Genomic DNA, 15,255 nt, shown 5'->3' on the forward strand with positions numbered 1-15,255 from the left:
CCTCTACTCCTCGCTTTCGTCTTCGCCCGCGCCGTCACCAGACAGCGTCTGGTGGGCAGACGAGCTTTGCTCGGCTACGTCGGTGGCGAGTTCGGGCTTGTCCTTCGTCGCGTTCTCGTAGGCGGCGTTCGCGAGGCGCGACTGGAAGCCGTGGTACTTCGCGACGCCGGTCGCGTCCTGTTGGGTGATGCCGTTGACCGTCTCGGTGTTGAACGACGCGGCTTCCTCGGAGTACGCCGAGAAGTCGCTCTCGCGACTGACGGCGCGGGCCATCCCGCCCTCGAACTTGACGGTGACTTTGCCGGTGACTTTCGTCTGGGTCTGCTCTATGAAGCCTTCGAGCGCCTTCATCAGCGGGGACTCGACGAGTCCCTCGTAGCCCTTCTGGGACCACTCGTTGTCCACGGTCGTCTTGAAGTCGCGTTCGTCCTTCGTGAGAACGAGCTGTTCGAGTCCCTCGTGGGCGGTCAGAAGCGTCGTCGCCGCGGGGTGTTCGTAGTTCTCGCGGACCTTCAGCCCGAGCATGCGGTCTTCCATCATGTCCGTGCGGCCGACGCCGTGTTTGCCCGCCTCCTCGTTGAGATGTTCGATGATGTCCGCGGGCTCCATCTCCTCGCCGTCGATGGCGGTGGGGTAGCCGTTCTCGAACGTTATCTCGACGAGGCCCGTCCCCGTCTCGTTCGCCGGGTCGTCGGTCCACTCGTAGATGTCCTCCGGCGGGACGTAGCTCGGGTCTTCGAGCTGTCCGCCCTCGATGGAGCGACTCCAGAGGTTCGTGTCGATGGACCAGACGCCGTCGTTCCCGCTCTGGACGGGCAGGCCCTTCTCCTCTGCGTACTCCATCTCCCACTCGCGGGTCAGACCCATCTCGCGGACGGGCGCGACCACGTCGAGGTCGGAGGCGCGCCAGACCGTCTCGAAGCGGAGTTGGTCGTTACCCTTCCCGGTACAGCCGTGTGCGACCGCGTCGCAGCCCTCCTCCTTTGCGACGTCGAGGATGGCGTTCGCGATGACCGGACGCGCCAGCGCCGTCCCGAGCGGGTAGCCTTGGTACGTCGCGTTCGCGCGAACCGAGTCGAAACACAACTCCGCGAACTCGTCTTTCGCGTCGACGACGTGCAGGTCGAGTCCGTGCGCGTTCGCCGTCTCTTCTGCCTCTTCGAACTCCGACTGTGGTTGTCCGACGTCCACCGTCACGCCGACGACTTCGTCGTAGCCGTACTCCTCTTTCAGGAGCGAGACGCAGACTGTCGTGTCGAGGCCACCGGAGAACGCGAGTGCAACGCTTGTCATATACTTCGGAGTGGTGGCCTCTTCGGTATAAATTACACGGTTTGAATTTACGAAATAAAGGCGCAGAGATGTCTATAGGGTCGCTAAAAGCTATTGAGTTCGTTTCGTCGAAACCGTCGAAGAGTGTAGTATAGTTGGCCCTAAAGGGCCGGTCGTCGCCGTCGCAGGGCGTCGCCCTGCGGCCCGTCGGACTGCGTCCGACGACGTCGCGAGACTGCGTCTCGCGGGCCACCAGACGTAGTCTGGTGACGCCGCCGCGCGTCAGCAACCGAACGCGACGAGGTGAGGAGAACGGCCGTCTCGGGGTCCGTCTCACCGAGACGCGCGGCTCCGGGGACGCCGAACCGAGCGGCCTCCGAGAGCCTCGTCATCGGTAGTCAGTATCGAACGCACCGTATTAAACGCTTTCGGGGGTGCAAAGCTTGCCACTCGCGTCGCCGCTTGACTTCGACTACTCCGACCCCGGACTCCGCCGGAACACGAGTCGTTCGACCAGGTCGGAACGCTCCATCAGTACGGTTCCGAGCGCACTCATCACGAGGACGTAGCCGACGGCGAAGGCGGGGATGACCTCTCGCATCACCTGCGTGGACCCGCCGGCGGCCAACGCCGCGATGACCAACGAGAACTCGCCGCGCGGGACCATCCCGACGCCGACGCGGACCGACCGCCGCGCCGAGAGGTCGTACACTCGCCCGCCGAAATAGCCCGTCAGAACCTTCGTCGGCGTGGTGACGACGACGGCGACGACCACGGGGACGACGACTGCGGCCACCAGTCGCGGGTCGGTTCCGACGCCGATCCAAAAGAAGAACACGGCCGCGAACACGTCTCTGACGGGTGCCAGCGTCCGCTCGATTCGCTCGCGGTGACCGCTCGTCGAGAAACCCATGCCGACGAAGAAGGCCGCCACCGCTTCGCTCACGCCGAGCGAAAGCGCCGCGCCCGCGACGGGGACGACCACCCCGAGCGTTCGGAGGACGAACGGTTCCGGGTCCGAAACGTCGAGGACGCGCGCGAAGAAGGCCGTCCCGTACTGCACGGCGAGAAACAGGACGCCGAGAAATCCGAAGGCGATTGCCACGCCCTCGGCGACGGAGCCGAGTCCCTCGCCGCCGACGACGAGGGAGGTGACGAAGGCGAGATACGCCGCCATCACGAGGTCCTCGAAGACGAGCGTTCCGAGTATCGGTTCGGACTCGGGGTTGGCTATCCAGCCGAGGTCTATCACCGTCTTCGTGATGATGGCCGACGAGGAGACGTAGACGATGCCGCCCAAGAGGAGCGATTCGACCACAGACCACCCGAGGAGGAGGCCGATACCGACGCCGACGGGGAGGTTGACGGCGATATCTATCGCGCCCGCGCGAGTAATTTTCGTCCTCGACTCGAGGAGTCGGTCCAAGCTGAACTCCAACCCGAGGAAGAAAAGCAGGAGGACGATACCCACCTCAGCCAGAAGCGTCACCGTCTCACCGCCTTCGACGTACGGAAGCCCCGCCCGCCCGGCGACGTACGGTCCGGCGAGGACGCCCCCGACGACGTACAGGGGGATGACGGAGAGTCCGAGACGGAGTGCGACTGCGCCCGCGACGGCGACGACGACGAACAGTTCTCCCAGCGATAGCAGTCCCGCCGCCATCGACTACTCGCCCTCGACGTACGCCGCAACCTGCTTGCAGGCGTCCTTCTGCCCGATGACGACGAGCGTGTCGCCCGCCTCGATTCGGGTGTCGCCGCCGGGCGACGCGAACACCTCGTCGTCGCGTTCGACGGCGATGACGGACGCGCCCGTCTCTCTCCGCAGGTCGGACTCCGCCAGCGTCGTGCCCGCCAGAGGCGAGTCCTCGTCGACGTGCACCCACTCTAACGTGGTGTTGTCGCCGAGTCTCGTCTCTATCGCCTGCGTCTGGACGGGTTGGAAGTACGCCCCTTCGAGCAGGGTTCCGACCTGCCGCGCCAACTGGTCCGACATCTCGAACAGTTTCTCGGAGTCGCTGTCTCTGTCCGGACGCCGGTACACCTCCCGCTTTCCGGTGTTGTGCGTGACGATGACGAGTCTCGACCCGTCGCCCAACTCCACCTCGTGTTTTTTCCCGACGCCGGGGAGGTCGCTCTCGTAGACTGTCATACCGCGACGTACGGTAGCACCGGTGAAAACACCTCGTGGAGTTCCCACCCGACGACGAGGAGGACGCCCGCGGCGGCGAGACAGGCCGTCGGCGGAATCGACAGGTTGTCGTCGATGACGTAGCCCGCGACGACGGGTTTCATCCCGTCTGCGAGCGTCGCGCCCACCGCACCTGCGGCGGCGGCGACGCCGCCGACGACCGGTCCCGCCGCGGGGACGAGAAACGGGAGTCCGAGCGCGAGACAGACGAGAAACATCGCGGCGAGCGTCGAGACGCGCTTTCGTTCGCCCGCCTTCCGCGTCCGCCCGAGCAGACCGCTCACCGGGTCGCCGACGGCGAGCATCAGCATGCCCGGGACGGCGATTGCGGGCCGGAACACGAGGACGACGGCCGTCGTGCTGAAGATGTACAGCGCGTACCCCGCGGGGTTCGACTCCTCGTAGGACCGGGTGAGTTCGTCGAACACCGTCCAGTCGAGGCCGACCACGAGCCGAATCGTCTCCAGACCCGCGACGACCGCGGAGAGACCCACCATCAGCCATCCGAGTTGCGTCCACGTGACGAAGTCCAGCAGGTAAAGGAGGGGCAGTCCGACGCCGGAAGCGTGAACGAGGCGACGTTTCACCTCGCTGTTGCTCGGACGGGTGGGTGAACTCACGCTCTGTCAGGCGTCCGCGGCGGTGACTTCCTCGTACGTCTCGGCCACCTCGTCGAACGTCCGGTCGCCCGCCGTGAGGGCGCGGAGTTGCCCGACGAGTTCCGAGACGGGGACGCGAACCTGCCGTCCGGAGTCGCGAGCGCGGACGGTGACGGTGTCGGGGCCGTCTCCTTCGATACCGTCTCTGTCGACGGTGACGCAGAACGGCGTCCCGACTTCGTCCTGTCTCCGATACCGCCGTCCGATGCTCCCGGAATCGTCGTAGACGACGGAAAAGCCGGATTCGCGCAGTGTCTCGACCACGCTCTCTGAGCGCTCTAACAGCGCGTCGACGTTGCTGACGAGGGGGAACACGCCCACGTCGGTGGGGGCGACGCCGGGGTCCAACGAGAGATACGTCCGTTCCTCGCCGTCGACCTCGTCCTCGCTGTAAGCGTGCGCGAGGAGCGTGTACACCGTCCTATCGACGCCGAACGACGGTTCGACGACGTGCGGGGTGATGTGTTCGCCCGCGACGGTCTGCTGTTCGACGCTGAAGTTCGCCACCTCGGCGTCCACGCGGAACTCCTCGCCGTCGACTTCGACGGTCACCTCGTCGCCCTCGAAGGCGTCGGGGTCACGTCCTGCGAGAGAGTCGAGCGCCTCCGCGATATCTCCGGCCTTCCCGCCGAACTCGGGGCCGAGAACGCTCATGTCGGGGTCGACGACGGCGCGTTCGACCGTCTTCGGTTCGTCGTACTGGCGGAAGATAGTGAAGTCGTCGTCGCCGTGTTCGCCGTGCTTCGAGAGGTCGTAGTCGCCGCGGTAAGCGAAGCCCGCGATTTCGATCCAATCGCCGTCGACTTCGCTCTCCGCGTCCCAACAGTCCGCGGCGTAGTGGGCGCGTTCGCCCGCGAGATGCTGGCGGAACCGGAAGCGGTCCATGTCCACGCCGACCCGTTCGTACCACTCTTGGGCGATACCGAGGAAGTAGCCGACCCACGCGTCGCCGATGATACCCTCCGAAACCGCCTCGCCGATAGTCGTCTCGACGTACTCGCCGTCTTCGCTCTGCTGTTCTGCGGCGGGATAGAGCGTCACCGTCACGTCTTCGACGGCCGAGAGGTCGGGTTCGTCGCGTTCGGGGTCGACGAACTGCTCTAGCTCGGCCTGCGTGAACTCGCGGGTGCGGACGATGCTCTTTCGCGGCGAAATCTCGTTTCTGTAGGCGCGACCTATCTGGGTGACGCCGAACGGGAGGCTGTTCCGCGCGTACTCTTTGATGCGCGGGAACTCCACGAAGATGCCCTGCGCCGTCTCCGGACGGAGGTAGCCCGGCGTCGAAGAGCCCGGACCGATGGTCGTCTCGAACATGAGGTTGAAGTCCTCGACGGACTCGCCCGCGAGTTCCGCGCCGCAGTTCGGACACCGCAGGTCGTTGTCCGCGATGAGCGATTCGACTTCCTCGACGGGGTACGACTCTGCGTCCTCGATGTCGGTTTCGTCCTCGATGAGGTGGTCCGCGCGGTGGGACTCTCCGCACTCGGGGCACTCGACGAGCATGTCGTCGAAGCCGTCGAGGTGGCCCGACGCCTCGAAGACGGGTTCGGGCATGACGGTGGGTGCCTCGATTTCGAGGTTCCCCTCCTGGACGGTGAACCGGTCGCGCCACGCGTCTTCGACGTTGCTCTTCAGCGCCGCGCCCTGCGGACCGAACGTGTAGAAGCCCGCCGCGCCGCCGTAGGCCGCGTTCGACCCGAAGAAGTAGCCGCGGCGCTTTGCCAGTTCCGCGAGGCGTTCGCCCTCGGTCTCACCGCTCATCTCACAGTGCCTCCAACAGGTCGATGTCGCGGACGATGCCGAGCAGTTGGTCGCCGCCCATCAGCGGAATCTGCTCTATGTCTTCGGTTATCATCGCCTGTGCGGCCTCTTTGGCGGATTTTCGCTTCGAGACGGTCACCATCTCGGTGCTCATGAACTCGGAGACGGGTTCGGCGGGCATCTCGACGTTCCGGGTCGGAACGTAGCGGTTGCCGATGCCCTTGATTCCCTCCCACATCCAGTCGTCCTCTTGACCGGCCATCGAGTCGCCGGTACCGTCCTCGCCTTCGACGACGCGCGCGACGGCGATGATGTCCACCTCGGTGAGGATGCCCGCCATCTGTCCGTCGTCGCCCAGCGCAACCGCGTAGGGGACGTTCGCGTAGTATATCTCGCGCTCGGCCACGGTCAACGGCGTGTCGACCCACGTCGTGTTCACGTCGTGGGTCGCGACGTCGTCGGCCATCGCGTCGCAGTCGACTTCGCCGCGGGCGACGGCGCGAACCACGTCCGTGACGGTGACGATGCCTTCCAGTTCGCCGTCGACGACGGGGATGCGACGGAAGCCCTCCTCGACCATCAGACGCGCTATCTCCTCTACGGACGTGTCTCTCGTCGTCGTCGGAACGTCGTTCATCAAGACGGCGAGTTGGTCCTCGTCTGGGTGTTCGATGAGGTCTTCTCGCGAGACGAGTCCGCGGTACTCCTCTCCGTTCTCGCCGCGCTTGACGACCGGAACGGAGGAGAAGCCGCGCTCTTTGAGATATTCGAGAACGTCGTCGCGCGTCCCCGGGAGTTCGACCGTAACGACGTCCTCGCGGGGGGTCATCGCGTCGGCTACGTGCATACCGCGCCATACTGCCCGCCACCTCTTGTAGTCTGCGAAGGTGTACGACCGCCTCCCGCACCGATACGACCGGTCTCTGCCGTCGGTGCTCCCGGCTCGAACCTCCTCTCGCTCCCTGCCCGTACGTCGACCGCCTCACCTCATAACTCGATAAAGGACGGTGTATTATCCGGATCGACCCGCGTTAGTTCATTTTCTATCGAAGATATCCGAAAAGAGAATTCCCGTTCCGACGACTTTATATGTGACTGTTACACAGTATCAAACATGACGCCGAATGCGACGGCGAATATCGGTGCGACGCGCGCCGAGGTCATGGCCTCGGTGGACTCCAGTTCGTCCCACTCGGAGTTCATCATCGCAGACATCTCCTGCGACGAGGCGTGGATATCGATGCGGGTAGAGGACGCACCGTCGCTTCGAGACTGGGCCTGACGCGTCAGGCCCGCCGGGCCGGGGGCGCCGCCACGTCCCCGGTCCGGTCTCACCGCTTCGACGTTCGAGGCCCGGCCCGTCGGGCCGCAGTTTCTCTTCGACCGACTGACGGCGAGAACGGACATCCGTGAGCGACGGCGGACCGTCGCGGCCCCGTCCAGACTGAAGGATTTTTGGTGTCGTCTTCCGTTGCGTGTTCCATGAACTATCGGGAAGTCGAGTCCAGTCGCGAGTTTCTCGTCTCGTTGGACAACGGCGCGGACTGGCGCGAAGAGATAGAGGAGTTCGCCGAACTCGAAGATATCGAGTCGGCGTGGTTCAACGCGATGGGCGCGGTACAGGACGCGGACGTCTGGTTCTACGACCAAGACGACAAGGAGTACCGCTCCGTGACGTTCGACGAACCCCTCGAAGTCGCCGCCTGCGTCGGTAACGTCGCCCTCCTCGACGGCGAACCGTTCGCACACACCCACGCGGTTCTCTCCCGACGAAGCGGGCAGTCGCTGGCGGGTCACCTCAACGCCGCCACCGTCTTCGCTGGCGAGGTGTACATCCGCGCGTTCGACGACCCCCTCGAACGGGAGCACGACGACGTGACCGACCTCGACCTCTGGTTGTAAGCCGTGAGAGAAGAGGACGAACGGTACTTCGCGCGCATCGAAGATCGCCTCGACGAGGCGTTCGACACGGCGCGCGCGGCGAAATCGCGGGGATACGACCCCGAGACGGAGGTGGAGATACCGGTCGCCAAAGACATGGCCGACCGCGTCGAGAACATCCTCGGAATCCCGGACGTGGCCGAACGCGTCCGCGAACTCGAAGGGGAGATGTCCCGCGAGGAGGCCGCCCTCGAACTCGTCACCGACTTCGTCGAGGGGACCGTCGGCGACTACGACTCCCGCGCGGGGAAGGTCGAAGGCGCGGTTCGGACGGCCGTCGCCCTCCTCACCGAGGGCGTCGTCGCCGCCCCCATCGAGGGCATCGACCGCGTCGAGATTCTGGAGAACGACGACGGCACCGAGTTCGTCAACGTCTACTACGCGGGGCCGATTCGCTCCGCGGGCGGGACGGCGCAAGCGCTCTCGGTTCTCGTCGCCGACTACGCCCGGTCTCTCCTCGGTATCGACGAGTACAGAGCCAGAGACATCGAGGTAGAGCGATACGCCGAGGAGATAGCCCTCTACGACAAAGAGACCGGCCTCCAGTACTCGCCGAAGGACAAGGAGACGAAGTTCATCGCAGAGCACATGCCCATCATGCTCGACGGCGAGGCGACGGGCGACGAGGAGGTGTCGGGGTTCCGCGACTTGGACCGCGTCGACACCAACTCCGCGCGCGGCGGCATGTGTCTCGTCATGGCCGAGGGTATCGCCCTCAAGGCCCCGAAGATTCAGCGGTACACGCGCCAACTCGACGAAGTCGATTGGCCGTGGCTACAGGACCTCATCGACGGCACCATCGATAAAGACGGCGCGGACGACGCCGAGACCGACGACTCCGAGGCCGACGACGGCGACGGCGAGGACGCGGAGGCGGACGAGACGGAGGCCGAGGACTCCCCCGCCGAACCCGCCGGTCCCGCCCGCGTCGAACCGGCGACGAAGTACCTTCGCGACCTCATCGCCGGTCGCCCCGTCTTCGGACATCCGTGCGCCGAAGGCGGGTTCAGGCTCCGATACGGCCGGTCTCGAAACCACGGCTTCGCGACGGCGGGTGTCCATCCCGCGACGATGCATCTGGTGGACGACTTTCTCGCCACCGGGACGCAGATAAAGACCGAACGGCCCGGGAAGGCGGGCGGCGTCGTCCCCGTCGACTCCATCGAGGGGCCGACGGTCCGACTCGCGAACGGCGACGTGCGGCAAATCGACGACCCGAAGGAGGCCCTGGAGGTCAGAAACGGCGTCGAGAAGATTCTGGACCTCGGCGAGTACCTCGTCAACTTCGGCGAGTTCGTCGAGAACAACCACCCGCTCGCCCCCGCCTCGTACGTCTACGAGTGGTGGATTCAGGAGTTCGATGCCGCTGGCGCGCCCGTGCAGGCGTTCGAGGACGACCCGAGCGTCGACCTCGAACACCCCTCCCCCGAGGACGCCTTAGAGTGGGCCGAAACGTACGACTGCGCGCTTCACCCCGAGTACACCCACCTCTGGCACGACGTCACGGTCGAGGAGTTCGAGACGCTCGCGGACGCCGCCGCCGACGGCCGACTCGTGGACGTAGAATCCGACGGCGGGGTGGCGGTCCACCCCGAAGGCGCACAGGGCGGCGACGCCGTCCTCGAACTCGACCGGACGGAGGCGGTCCGCCGAACGCTCGAACACCTCCTCGTCGAACACACGCAGACCGACGAGACGATTCGCGTCCCCGAGTGGCGGACGCTCGTTCGCTCTCTCGGACTCACGGCCGACCTCGAACGCACGTGGGCGGACCTCTCGCCCGCGGCGCGCGAGTGGGAGGGCGGCGAGAACGCCGTGAAGGCCGTCAACGAAGTCGCGCCCTTCGAGATTCGCGAACGCGCGCCGACGCGCATCGGCAACCGGATGGGTCGCCCCGAGAAATCGGAGTCGCGGGACCTCTCGCCTGCGGTCCACACGCTCTTTCCCATCGGCGAGATGGGCGGCAACCAACGCGACGTGAGCGAGGCCGCCCGCGCCCGAAACGACGACGGCGTCCGCGGCGAGGTGAACGTCCGCGTCGGCGACAGGGCCTGTCCGGACTGCGGCACACACACGTTCAAGTCGAAGTGTCCCGCCTGCGACGCCCACACCGAACCGCACTACGAGTGCGAGGACTGCGGCACCGTCCACGAACCCGACGAGTCCGGACGGGTCTACTGCGACCGGTGCGAACGCGACGTAGAGAGCACGGACTGGTTCGGCATCGACCTCTCGACGGAACTGCGCGAGGCCCTCGAAAACGTGGGCGAACGCGAGTCCTCGTTTCCGATTCTGAAAGGCGTGAAGGGGCTGACCTCCTCGAACAAGACGCCCGAACCCATCGAGAAAGGCGTCCTCCGCGCGAAAAACGGCGTCTCGTCGTTCAAAGACGGCACCGTCCGCTACGACATGACCGACCTGCCGGTCACCTCCGTCCGCCCCGAGGAACTCGACGTGACCGCGGGCCACTTCCGCGAACTCGGCTACGAGACGGACATCGACGGCGAACCGCTCCAGTTCGACGACCAACTCGTCGAACTCAAAGTCCAAGACATCGTCCTCTCGGACGGCGCGGCCGAACACATGCTGAAGACGGCAAACTTCGTCGACGACCTGTTAGAGCAGTTCTACGACCTCGACCCGTTCTACGAAGTCGAGGAACGCGACGAACTCATCGGCGAACTCGTCTTCGGGATGGCACCGCACACCTCCGCCGCCGTCGTCGGCAGAGTCGTCGGATTTACCTCGGCGGCGGTCGGATACGCTCATCCGTACTTTCACGCCGCGAAACGCCGGAACTGCTTTCACCCCGAGACGAAAGTCTGGTACCGCGACGAGGACGACTCGTGGCACCACGAGCGGATTCGAGAGTTCGTCGAATCGCGTCTCGACGACCCGACGACGGACGACTTCGGAACGCTCGTGCAGGAACTCGACGGCGACGTGTTCGTACCGTCCCTCGACGACTCCGGTGGGGAGGTTCTGAAGCCGGTCGAAGCCGTCTCGAAACACCCCGCGCCGGACCACATGGTCCGTATCGAGACGCGGGGTGGGCGGGAGTTGACCGTGACGCCGGACCACGAGGTACACGTGTTCGACGGTGACGGTATCCGCTCGAAGCGGGCCTCCGCGTTGACGACCGAAGACCACGCCATCACGCCCGAACATCTAACTGCGGTCGACGCGAGCCACGAGACTCCCGAGTTCGACCTTCTCGACGAGTTCCTCTCGCTCGACGAATTCCCGGCCGACAGACTCACCATTCGCGGTCTGGACAAAGACGTGCTGTACGACCTATTCGAGAGCGCTCTCTCCGACGAGTGGGACGGTACGTTCTATCCGCTTCAGAGTACTGCTGACTATCTTGGACTGACGAAAAAGGGGCTCAGCAACTACCTCTATCGGGAGAGTATCCCCGTCTCGATTCTGGCTGAACTGTTCGAAACGCGAGAGGAACTCCTCTCGCAAATCCCGGACGACGTTCAACTCGGGATGAAACGCGACCGTACCGCTATCGACAGGCGTGTGGTCGTGGACGAAAACGCCGCCACTCTGCTCGGCTACTATGCCGCAGAAGGATTTGCACGGGAACAACAGACGCCGAAAGGGGCCGTCCACCAGACGACCATCTGCGGTACGGAAGCGGAAGCTCGCGGCTTCTTCGTGGAGACGCTCGAAGATACGTTCGGTGTCGAACCGTACCGCGAAAACGAGGCAAAAGTCACGGTCTCCGGGCGTCTGCTGAGGACGTTCTTCGATACCGTTCTCGATGCCGGTGTATTCGCGGACGAGAAGTGCGTCCCACAGTTCCTCTTCGATTCGTCGGATTCCCTCGTCGAAGCGTATCTCCGGGGCTACTTCAGCGGGGACGGCTCCGTCGTTTCTAACGCCTTAGAAGTCACTGCGACGACTGTCAGCCCCGAACTCAAAGAAGACATCCTCGCGCTACTCACTCGCATAGGAATCGCCGCGAAAGCTGACATCGTAGAACCAACACCTCTGTGCGAGAAATTCCCCGACTACTACGATATCGACGATCAGTCGATGTCGGCTCCTTCCTACGTCGTCCACGTCACCTCGTCCGACGCCGCGCGGTTTGCTCGACGAGTCGGGTTCCATCTAACGCGGAAAGAGCAGCAGCTTCGGTCCCAGTTGGACTCCGTCTCACCGGCCGCTCGACGGGTCTTCGACGGCGGCACCGGGGAGTACTTAGTCGAGTCTATCGACTCAGTGGAACACGTAGTCTCGGATACTGACCACACGTACTGTCTCACTGTCGCGGACACGCACTCGTTAATAGCGAATGACCTGTCGGCAAAGCAATGTGACGGCGACGAGGACTGCGTGATGCTGCTCATGGACGGTCTTCTCAACTTCTCGAAACAGTTCCTCCCCGACAAGCGCGGCGGACAGATGGACGCGCCCCTCGTGATGTCCTCGCGCATCGACCCCTCCGAGATAGACGACGAGGCGCACAACATGGACATCGTCCGGCGCTATCCTCGGGAGTTCTACGAGGCGACGCTCTCGATGGCGGACCCCGGCGAAGTCGAGGACCTGATCAAACTCGGCGAGGACACCCTCGGCACCGACGACGAGTATCGGGGGTTCGACCACACCCACGACACCACGGACATCGCTCTCGGCCCGGACCTCTCGGCGTACAAGACGCTCGGGTCGATGATGGAGAAGATGGACGCGCAGTTGGCCCTCTCGCGGAACCTCCGTTCGGTGGACGAAACCGACGTGGCCGAACGCGTCATCGAGTACCACTTCCTGCCTGACCTCATCGGCAACCTCCGCGCGTTCGCCAGACAGGAGACGCGGTGTCTCGACTGCGGCGAGAAATATCGGAGAATGCCGCTGACCGGCGACTGCCGCGAGTGCGGCGGCCGGGTCAACCTGACCGTCCACCGTGGGTCGGTGAACAAGTACATGGACACCGCGATTCGGGTGGCCGAGGAGTTCGGCTGCCGCGACTACACGAAACAGCGACTCGAAGTGCTCGAAAAGAGCCTTGAATCCATCTTCGAGAACGACAAGAACAAAGCCTCGAAGATATCGGACTTCATGTAACCCACTTTTTTCGGGGGCGCGCCGCGCCCCCGAAAAACCTGGAGGAAAAACCGCACTGCCGAGGGCGAATCGGCTTCTCGCTATCTGACCGTTCTTTCGACTCTCAGTGCCGTCAGTGGACGTTCGACAACCGCGGCGAGTCGCTTCGAGAGATGTCGGCGAGGAGAGTTATCAGACTGGGGGGCGAACGTCGGTCCATGTCCGAAGAGAAATCGTCCCCGACTATCGGAATGACAGTGTACACAGACGACGGCCGCCCCCTCGGCAGCATCCGCGGGTTCGACGACGACGGCTTCTACGTCACGACCGAGGACGGTATCGAGGCGATGTCCGTCGAACACGAACGGGCGGGCCACGAGTTCGGCGAGGCGGAACTCATGTGGCGGTGCACGAACTGCGGCGAGATGGGCGAGTTGGACGACGACGACGACCAACCCCTCCCGGACACCTGTCCGAACTGCGGGACGGAGAAAGAGAACCTGATGTACTGGACCGAAGACTGAGGCCGAATCGGTCGTGGACGGAAGAGAGACCCACCGAACAGCATCCAACCGCTTTTTCCGGTCGGCCGTGGTCGAGTCCGGTATGGAGATTCTCGTCTTCGGCGCGGGCAGTCTCGGCTCTCTCGTCGGCGGCCTGTTGGCGCGCGTCCACGACGTGACCCTCGTCGGCCGCGACCCGCACGTCTCGCGGGTTCGCGAGGACGGCCTCCGCGTCACCGGCGCGGAGACGGCCCACACCGCACCGAAGGCGGTCACCGACGGCGAGGGACGCGCCGCCGAACTCGCCGTCGTGACGGTGAAGTCGTTCGACACCGCCGAGGCCGCCGAAACGCTCGCGACGGGGTCGTTCGACGCCGTGCTCTCGCTACAGAACGGCCTGACCGAGGAGACGCTGGCGTCTCGACTCGATTCGACGGTTCTCGCCGGAACTGCGACGTACGGCGCGCGTCTCGCAGAACCCGGGCGCGTCGAGTGCACCGGCGTCGGCCGGGTCGTTCTGGGGCCGCGACCCGGCGGCACCCACCCCGCCGCGGAACGCGCCGGCAAGGCGTTCCGCGACGCCGGGATTCGAACGCTCGTCGCGACGGACGTCCCCCGCCGACGGTGGGAGAAGTTGGCCGTCAACGCCGGTATCAACGCCGTCACCGCTCTCGCCCGCGTCGAGAACGGCGCTCTCGCTGACGGTCCGGGCTCGGAGGCGGCCCACCGCGCGGTGCGCGAGACGGTTCGCATCGCCCGCGCCGAGGGCGTCCGCCTCACCTACCGCGGCGCGCGCGACGCACTGGAGGAGGTGATTTCGGCTACCGCGGCCAACCGGTCGTCGATGCTTCAAGACGTGGAGTCGGGCCGCCGGACCGAGGTGGACGCGATTCACGGCGAGATCGTCGAACGCGCCGACCGGCACGGCGTCGACGCGCCGACGAACCGGACGCTCGCGGACCTGGTGGGCGCGTGGGAGTCCGGCCGCGGCGTCCGGTGACGCCTCTCCGACCGGGGCGACCGATTCCGTGCCGGTCAAGAGGCCGTCTCTCGAACTGACGCGCATGAACCAACAGACCGCGTGGCTCGTTCTCCTCGGGGCCGCCTGTTTCGAGACGGTGTGGGCCGTCGGACTGGAGTACGCGGACGGCTTCTCGAACCTCCGCGCGACGGCGGTCGTCGTCGTCGCTCTCGTCGTGAGCATGGCCGGTCTCGCGAAAGCCGTCGAAATCCTGCCCGTCGGGACGGCCTACGCGGTGTGGACGGGAATCGGTGCGGTCGGAACCGTCATCCTCGGAATCGTCCTGTTCGGCGAGTCCACGTCGCCCGCCCGTCTGGTCTGTCTGACGGCTATCGTCGCGGGCGTCACCGGACTGCGTCTGGCGGGCTGAACGCCGAGGCGCGGTTCGCTCGCCGCGTTCGGTCGCGGTTCGCGCACACTCTCTGTGAACCCTCTCGCCCGAAATAGCGCGTCGAAGAGGATGGCTTCGGCGGATTCTTATCGCTTCTTCCAGCGACTCCGCGGTGATTCGGCCGCTACGGAGGTCGGCTTACCGACCGAGCCAAGAGTCGTTCGGAATCTCGTATCCGTTGTTTCGGCAGAACTTGGCGCCGTGTTGACGCACCGCCTTGGAACTGGGTCGCTTCCCGTTCGTCTCGATTTGGTCGACGATCCACTCTGTGACGACGGTGACTCCTTCGTTCTCGTCGTCCGCGTCGATGTCCTCCAGCGATTCCAACGTCTTCTGGTACATCTCGTACTGCTGTTCGATATCGTCTCTCTCGGTCACGGAATCGTCGACCTCTGCGATGCGACGGAGCGAGGATTTCACGGTCATACACTAACTACCCCTCCGACGCCGATAAACATCTG

Annotated in this window: 14 protein-coding genes; 6 read left to right on the top strand and 8 right to left on the bottom strand. The window is 64.9% G+C overall.

Features of this window, described 5'->3' with window-relative positions; all coding sequences use genetic code 11:
- Window positions 1-3: 3 nt before the first annotated feature.
- The 7 genes from BM167_RS00260 to BM167_RS00290 form a co-directional block, all read right to left on the bottom strand.
- The gene (locus BM167_RS00260) at window positions 4-1,293 is read right to left on the bottom strand and encodes an argininosuccinate synthase (RefSeq protein WP_092887069.1); all 1,290 of its coding nucleotides are present in this window, start codon (window positions 1,291-1,293) and stop codon (window positions 4-6) included.
- A gap of 140 nt (window positions 1,294-1,433) precedes the next feature.
- Window positions 1,434-1,664, bottom strand: a complete 231-nt coding sequence (locus BM167_RS00265) for a hypothetical protein (protein ID WP_092887072.1) — start codon at window positions 1,662-1,664, stop codon at window positions 1,434-1,436.
- A gap of 80 nt (window positions 1,665-1,744) precedes the next feature.
- Complete coding sequence (locus BM167_RS00270) at window positions 1,745-2,935, bottom strand: cation:proton antiporter (RefSeq protein ID WP_092887075.1); 1,191 nt, start codon at window positions 2,933-2,935, stop codon at window positions 1,745-1,747.
- A gap of 3 nt (window positions 2,936-2,938) precedes the next feature.
- Window positions 2,939-3,424, bottom strand: coding sequence for a cation:proton antiporter regulatory subunit (locus tag BM167_RS00275; protein ID WP_092887078.1), 486 nt, complete (start codon window positions 3,422-3,424; stop codon window positions 2,939-2,941).
- Window positions 3,421-4,014: a diacylglycerol/polyprenol kinase family protein gene (locus BM167_RS00280; protein WP_245781322.1), complete on the bottom strand. Its 594-nt coding sequence runs from the start codon at window positions 4,012-4,014 to the stop codon at window positions 3,421-3,423. The genes BM167_RS00275 and BM167_RS00280 overlap by 4 nt, the downstream gene beginning before the upstream one ends.
- 75 nt (window positions 4,015-4,089) lie before the next feature.
- Window positions 4,090-5,883 carry a glycine--tRNA ligase gene (gene glyS / locus BM167_RS00285; RefSeq protein WP_092887084.1) on the bottom strand — a complete coding sequence of 598 codons (1,794 nt, stop codon included), beginning with the start codon at window positions 5,881-5,883 and terminating at the stop codon, window positions 4,090-4,092.
- Between the two features lies 1 nt (window position 5,884).
- Window positions 5,885-6,730, bottom strand: coding sequence for a CBS domain-containing protein (locus BM167_RS00290; protein WP_092887087.1), 846 nt, complete (start codon window positions 6,728-6,730; stop codon window positions 5,885-5,887).
- A gap of 267 nt (window positions 6,731-6,997) precedes the next feature.
- Between BM167_RS00290 and BM167_RS18260 the strand changes: the two genes are divergently transcribed.
- The 6 genes from BM167_RS18260 to BM167_RS00315 all read left to right on the top strand — a co-directional run bounded on the left by BM167_RS18260 (window position 6,998) and on the right by BM167_RS00315 (window position 14,773).
- Window positions 6,998-7,165, top strand: a complete 168-nt coding sequence (locus BM167_RS18260) for a DUF7556 family protein (protein WP_177213253.1) — start codon at window positions 6,998-7,000, stop codon at window positions 7,163-7,165.
- Between the two features lie 200 nt (window positions 7,166-7,365).
- A complete protein-coding gene (locus BM167_RS00295) occupies window positions 7,366-7,785 on the top strand; it encodes a PPC domain-containing DNA-binding protein (RefSeq protein WP_092887090.1) in 420 nt (139 codons plus the stop codon).
- A 3-nt stretch (window positions 7,786-7,788) separates the two neighbouring features.
- On the top strand, window positions 7,789-12,900 hold the full coding sequence (locus tag BM167_RS00300) for a DNA polymerase II large subunit (protein ID WP_092887093.1): 5,112 nt from the start codon (window positions 7,789-7,791) through the stop codon (window positions 12,898-12,900).
- A 197-nt stretch (window positions 12,901-13,097) separates the two neighbouring features.
- Window positions 13,098-13,403, top strand: a complete 306-nt coding sequence (locus tag BM167_RS00305) for a DUF7130 family rubredoxin-like protein (protein ID WP_092887096.1) — start codon at window positions 13,098-13,100, stop codon at window positions 13,401-13,403.
- Between the two features lie 82 nt (window positions 13,404-13,485).
- The gene (locus tag BM167_RS00310; RefSeq protein ID WP_092887099.1) at window positions 13,486-14,382 is read left to right on the top strand and encodes a ketopantoate reductase family protein; all 897 of its coding nucleotides are present in this window, start codon (window positions 13,486-13,488) and stop codon (window positions 14,380-14,382) included.
- Between the two features lie 64 nt (window positions 14,383-14,446).
- Complete coding sequence (locus BM167_RS00315; protein ID WP_092887102.1) at window positions 14,447-14,773, top strand: DMT family transporter; 327 nt, start codon at window positions 14,447-14,449, stop codon at window positions 14,771-14,773.
- A gap of 159 nt (window positions 14,774-14,932) precedes the next feature.
- Here the strand turns inward: BM167_RS00315 and BM167_RS00320 are convergent, their stop codons facing one another.
- Window positions 14,933-15,220: a hypothetical protein gene (locus tag BM167_RS00320; RefSeq protein ID WP_092887106.1), complete on the bottom strand. Its 288-nt coding sequence runs from the start codon at window positions 15,218-15,220 to the stop codon at window positions 14,933-14,935.
- Window positions 15,221-15,255: the final 35 nt, after the last annotated feature.

Source organism: Halopelagius inordinatus, assembly GCF_900113245.1.
In the GTDB taxonomy this organism is placed as follows: Archaea; Halobacteriota; Halobacteria; order Halobacteriales; family Haloferacaceae; genus Halopelagius; species Halopelagius inordinatus.

Bases quoted from the DNA above. Each gene is read 5' to 3' on its own strand.
- BM167_RS00260 (WP_092887069.1), bottom strand. From the start codon at position 1,293: ATGACAAGCGTTGCACTCGCGTTCTCCGGTGGCCTCGACACGACAGTC.
- BM167_RS00265 (WP_092887072.1), bottom strand. From the start codon at position 1,664: ATGACGAGGCTCTCGGAGGCCGCTCGGTTCGGCGTCCCCGGAGCCGCG.
- BM167_RS00270 (WP_092887075.1), bottom strand. From the start codon at position 2,935: ATGGCGGCGGGACTGCTATCGCTGGGAGAACTGTTCGTCGTCGTCGCC.
- BM167_RS00275 (WP_092887078.1), bottom strand. From the start codon at position 3,424: ATGACAGTCTACGAGAGCGACCTCCCCGGCGTCGGGAAAAAACACGAG.
- glyS (WP_092887084.1), bottom strand. From the start codon at position 5,883: ATGAGCGGTGAGACCGAGGGCGAACGCCTCGCGGAACTGGCAAAGCGC.
- BM167_RS00290 (WP_092887087.1), bottom strand. From the start codon at position 6,730: ATGCACGTAGCCGACGCGATGACCCCCCGCGAGGACGTCGTTACGGTC.
- BM167_RS18260 (WP_177213253.1), top strand. From the start codon at position 6,998: ATGACGCCGAATGCGACGGCGAATATCGGTGCGACGCGCGCCGAGGTC.
- BM167_RS00295 (WP_092887090.1), top strand. From the start codon at position 7,366: ATGAACTATCGGGAAGTCGAGTCCAGTCGCGAGTTTCTCGTCTCGTTG.
- BM167_RS00305 (WP_092887096.1), top strand. From the start codon at position 13,098: ATGTCCGAAGAGAAATCGTCCCCGACTATCGGAATGACAGTGTACACA.
- BM167_RS00310 (WP_092887099.1), top strand. From the start codon at position 13,486: ATGGAGATTCTCGTCTTCGGCGCGGGCAGTCTCGGCTCTCTCGTCGGC.
- BM167_RS00315 (WP_092887102.1), top strand. From the start codon at position 14,447: ATGAACCAACAGACCGCGTGGCTCGTTCTCCTCGGGGCCGCCTGTTTC.
- BM167_RS00320 (WP_092887106.1), bottom strand. From the start codon at position 15,220: ATGACCGTGAAATCCTCGCTCCGTCGCATCGCAGAGGTCGACGATTCC.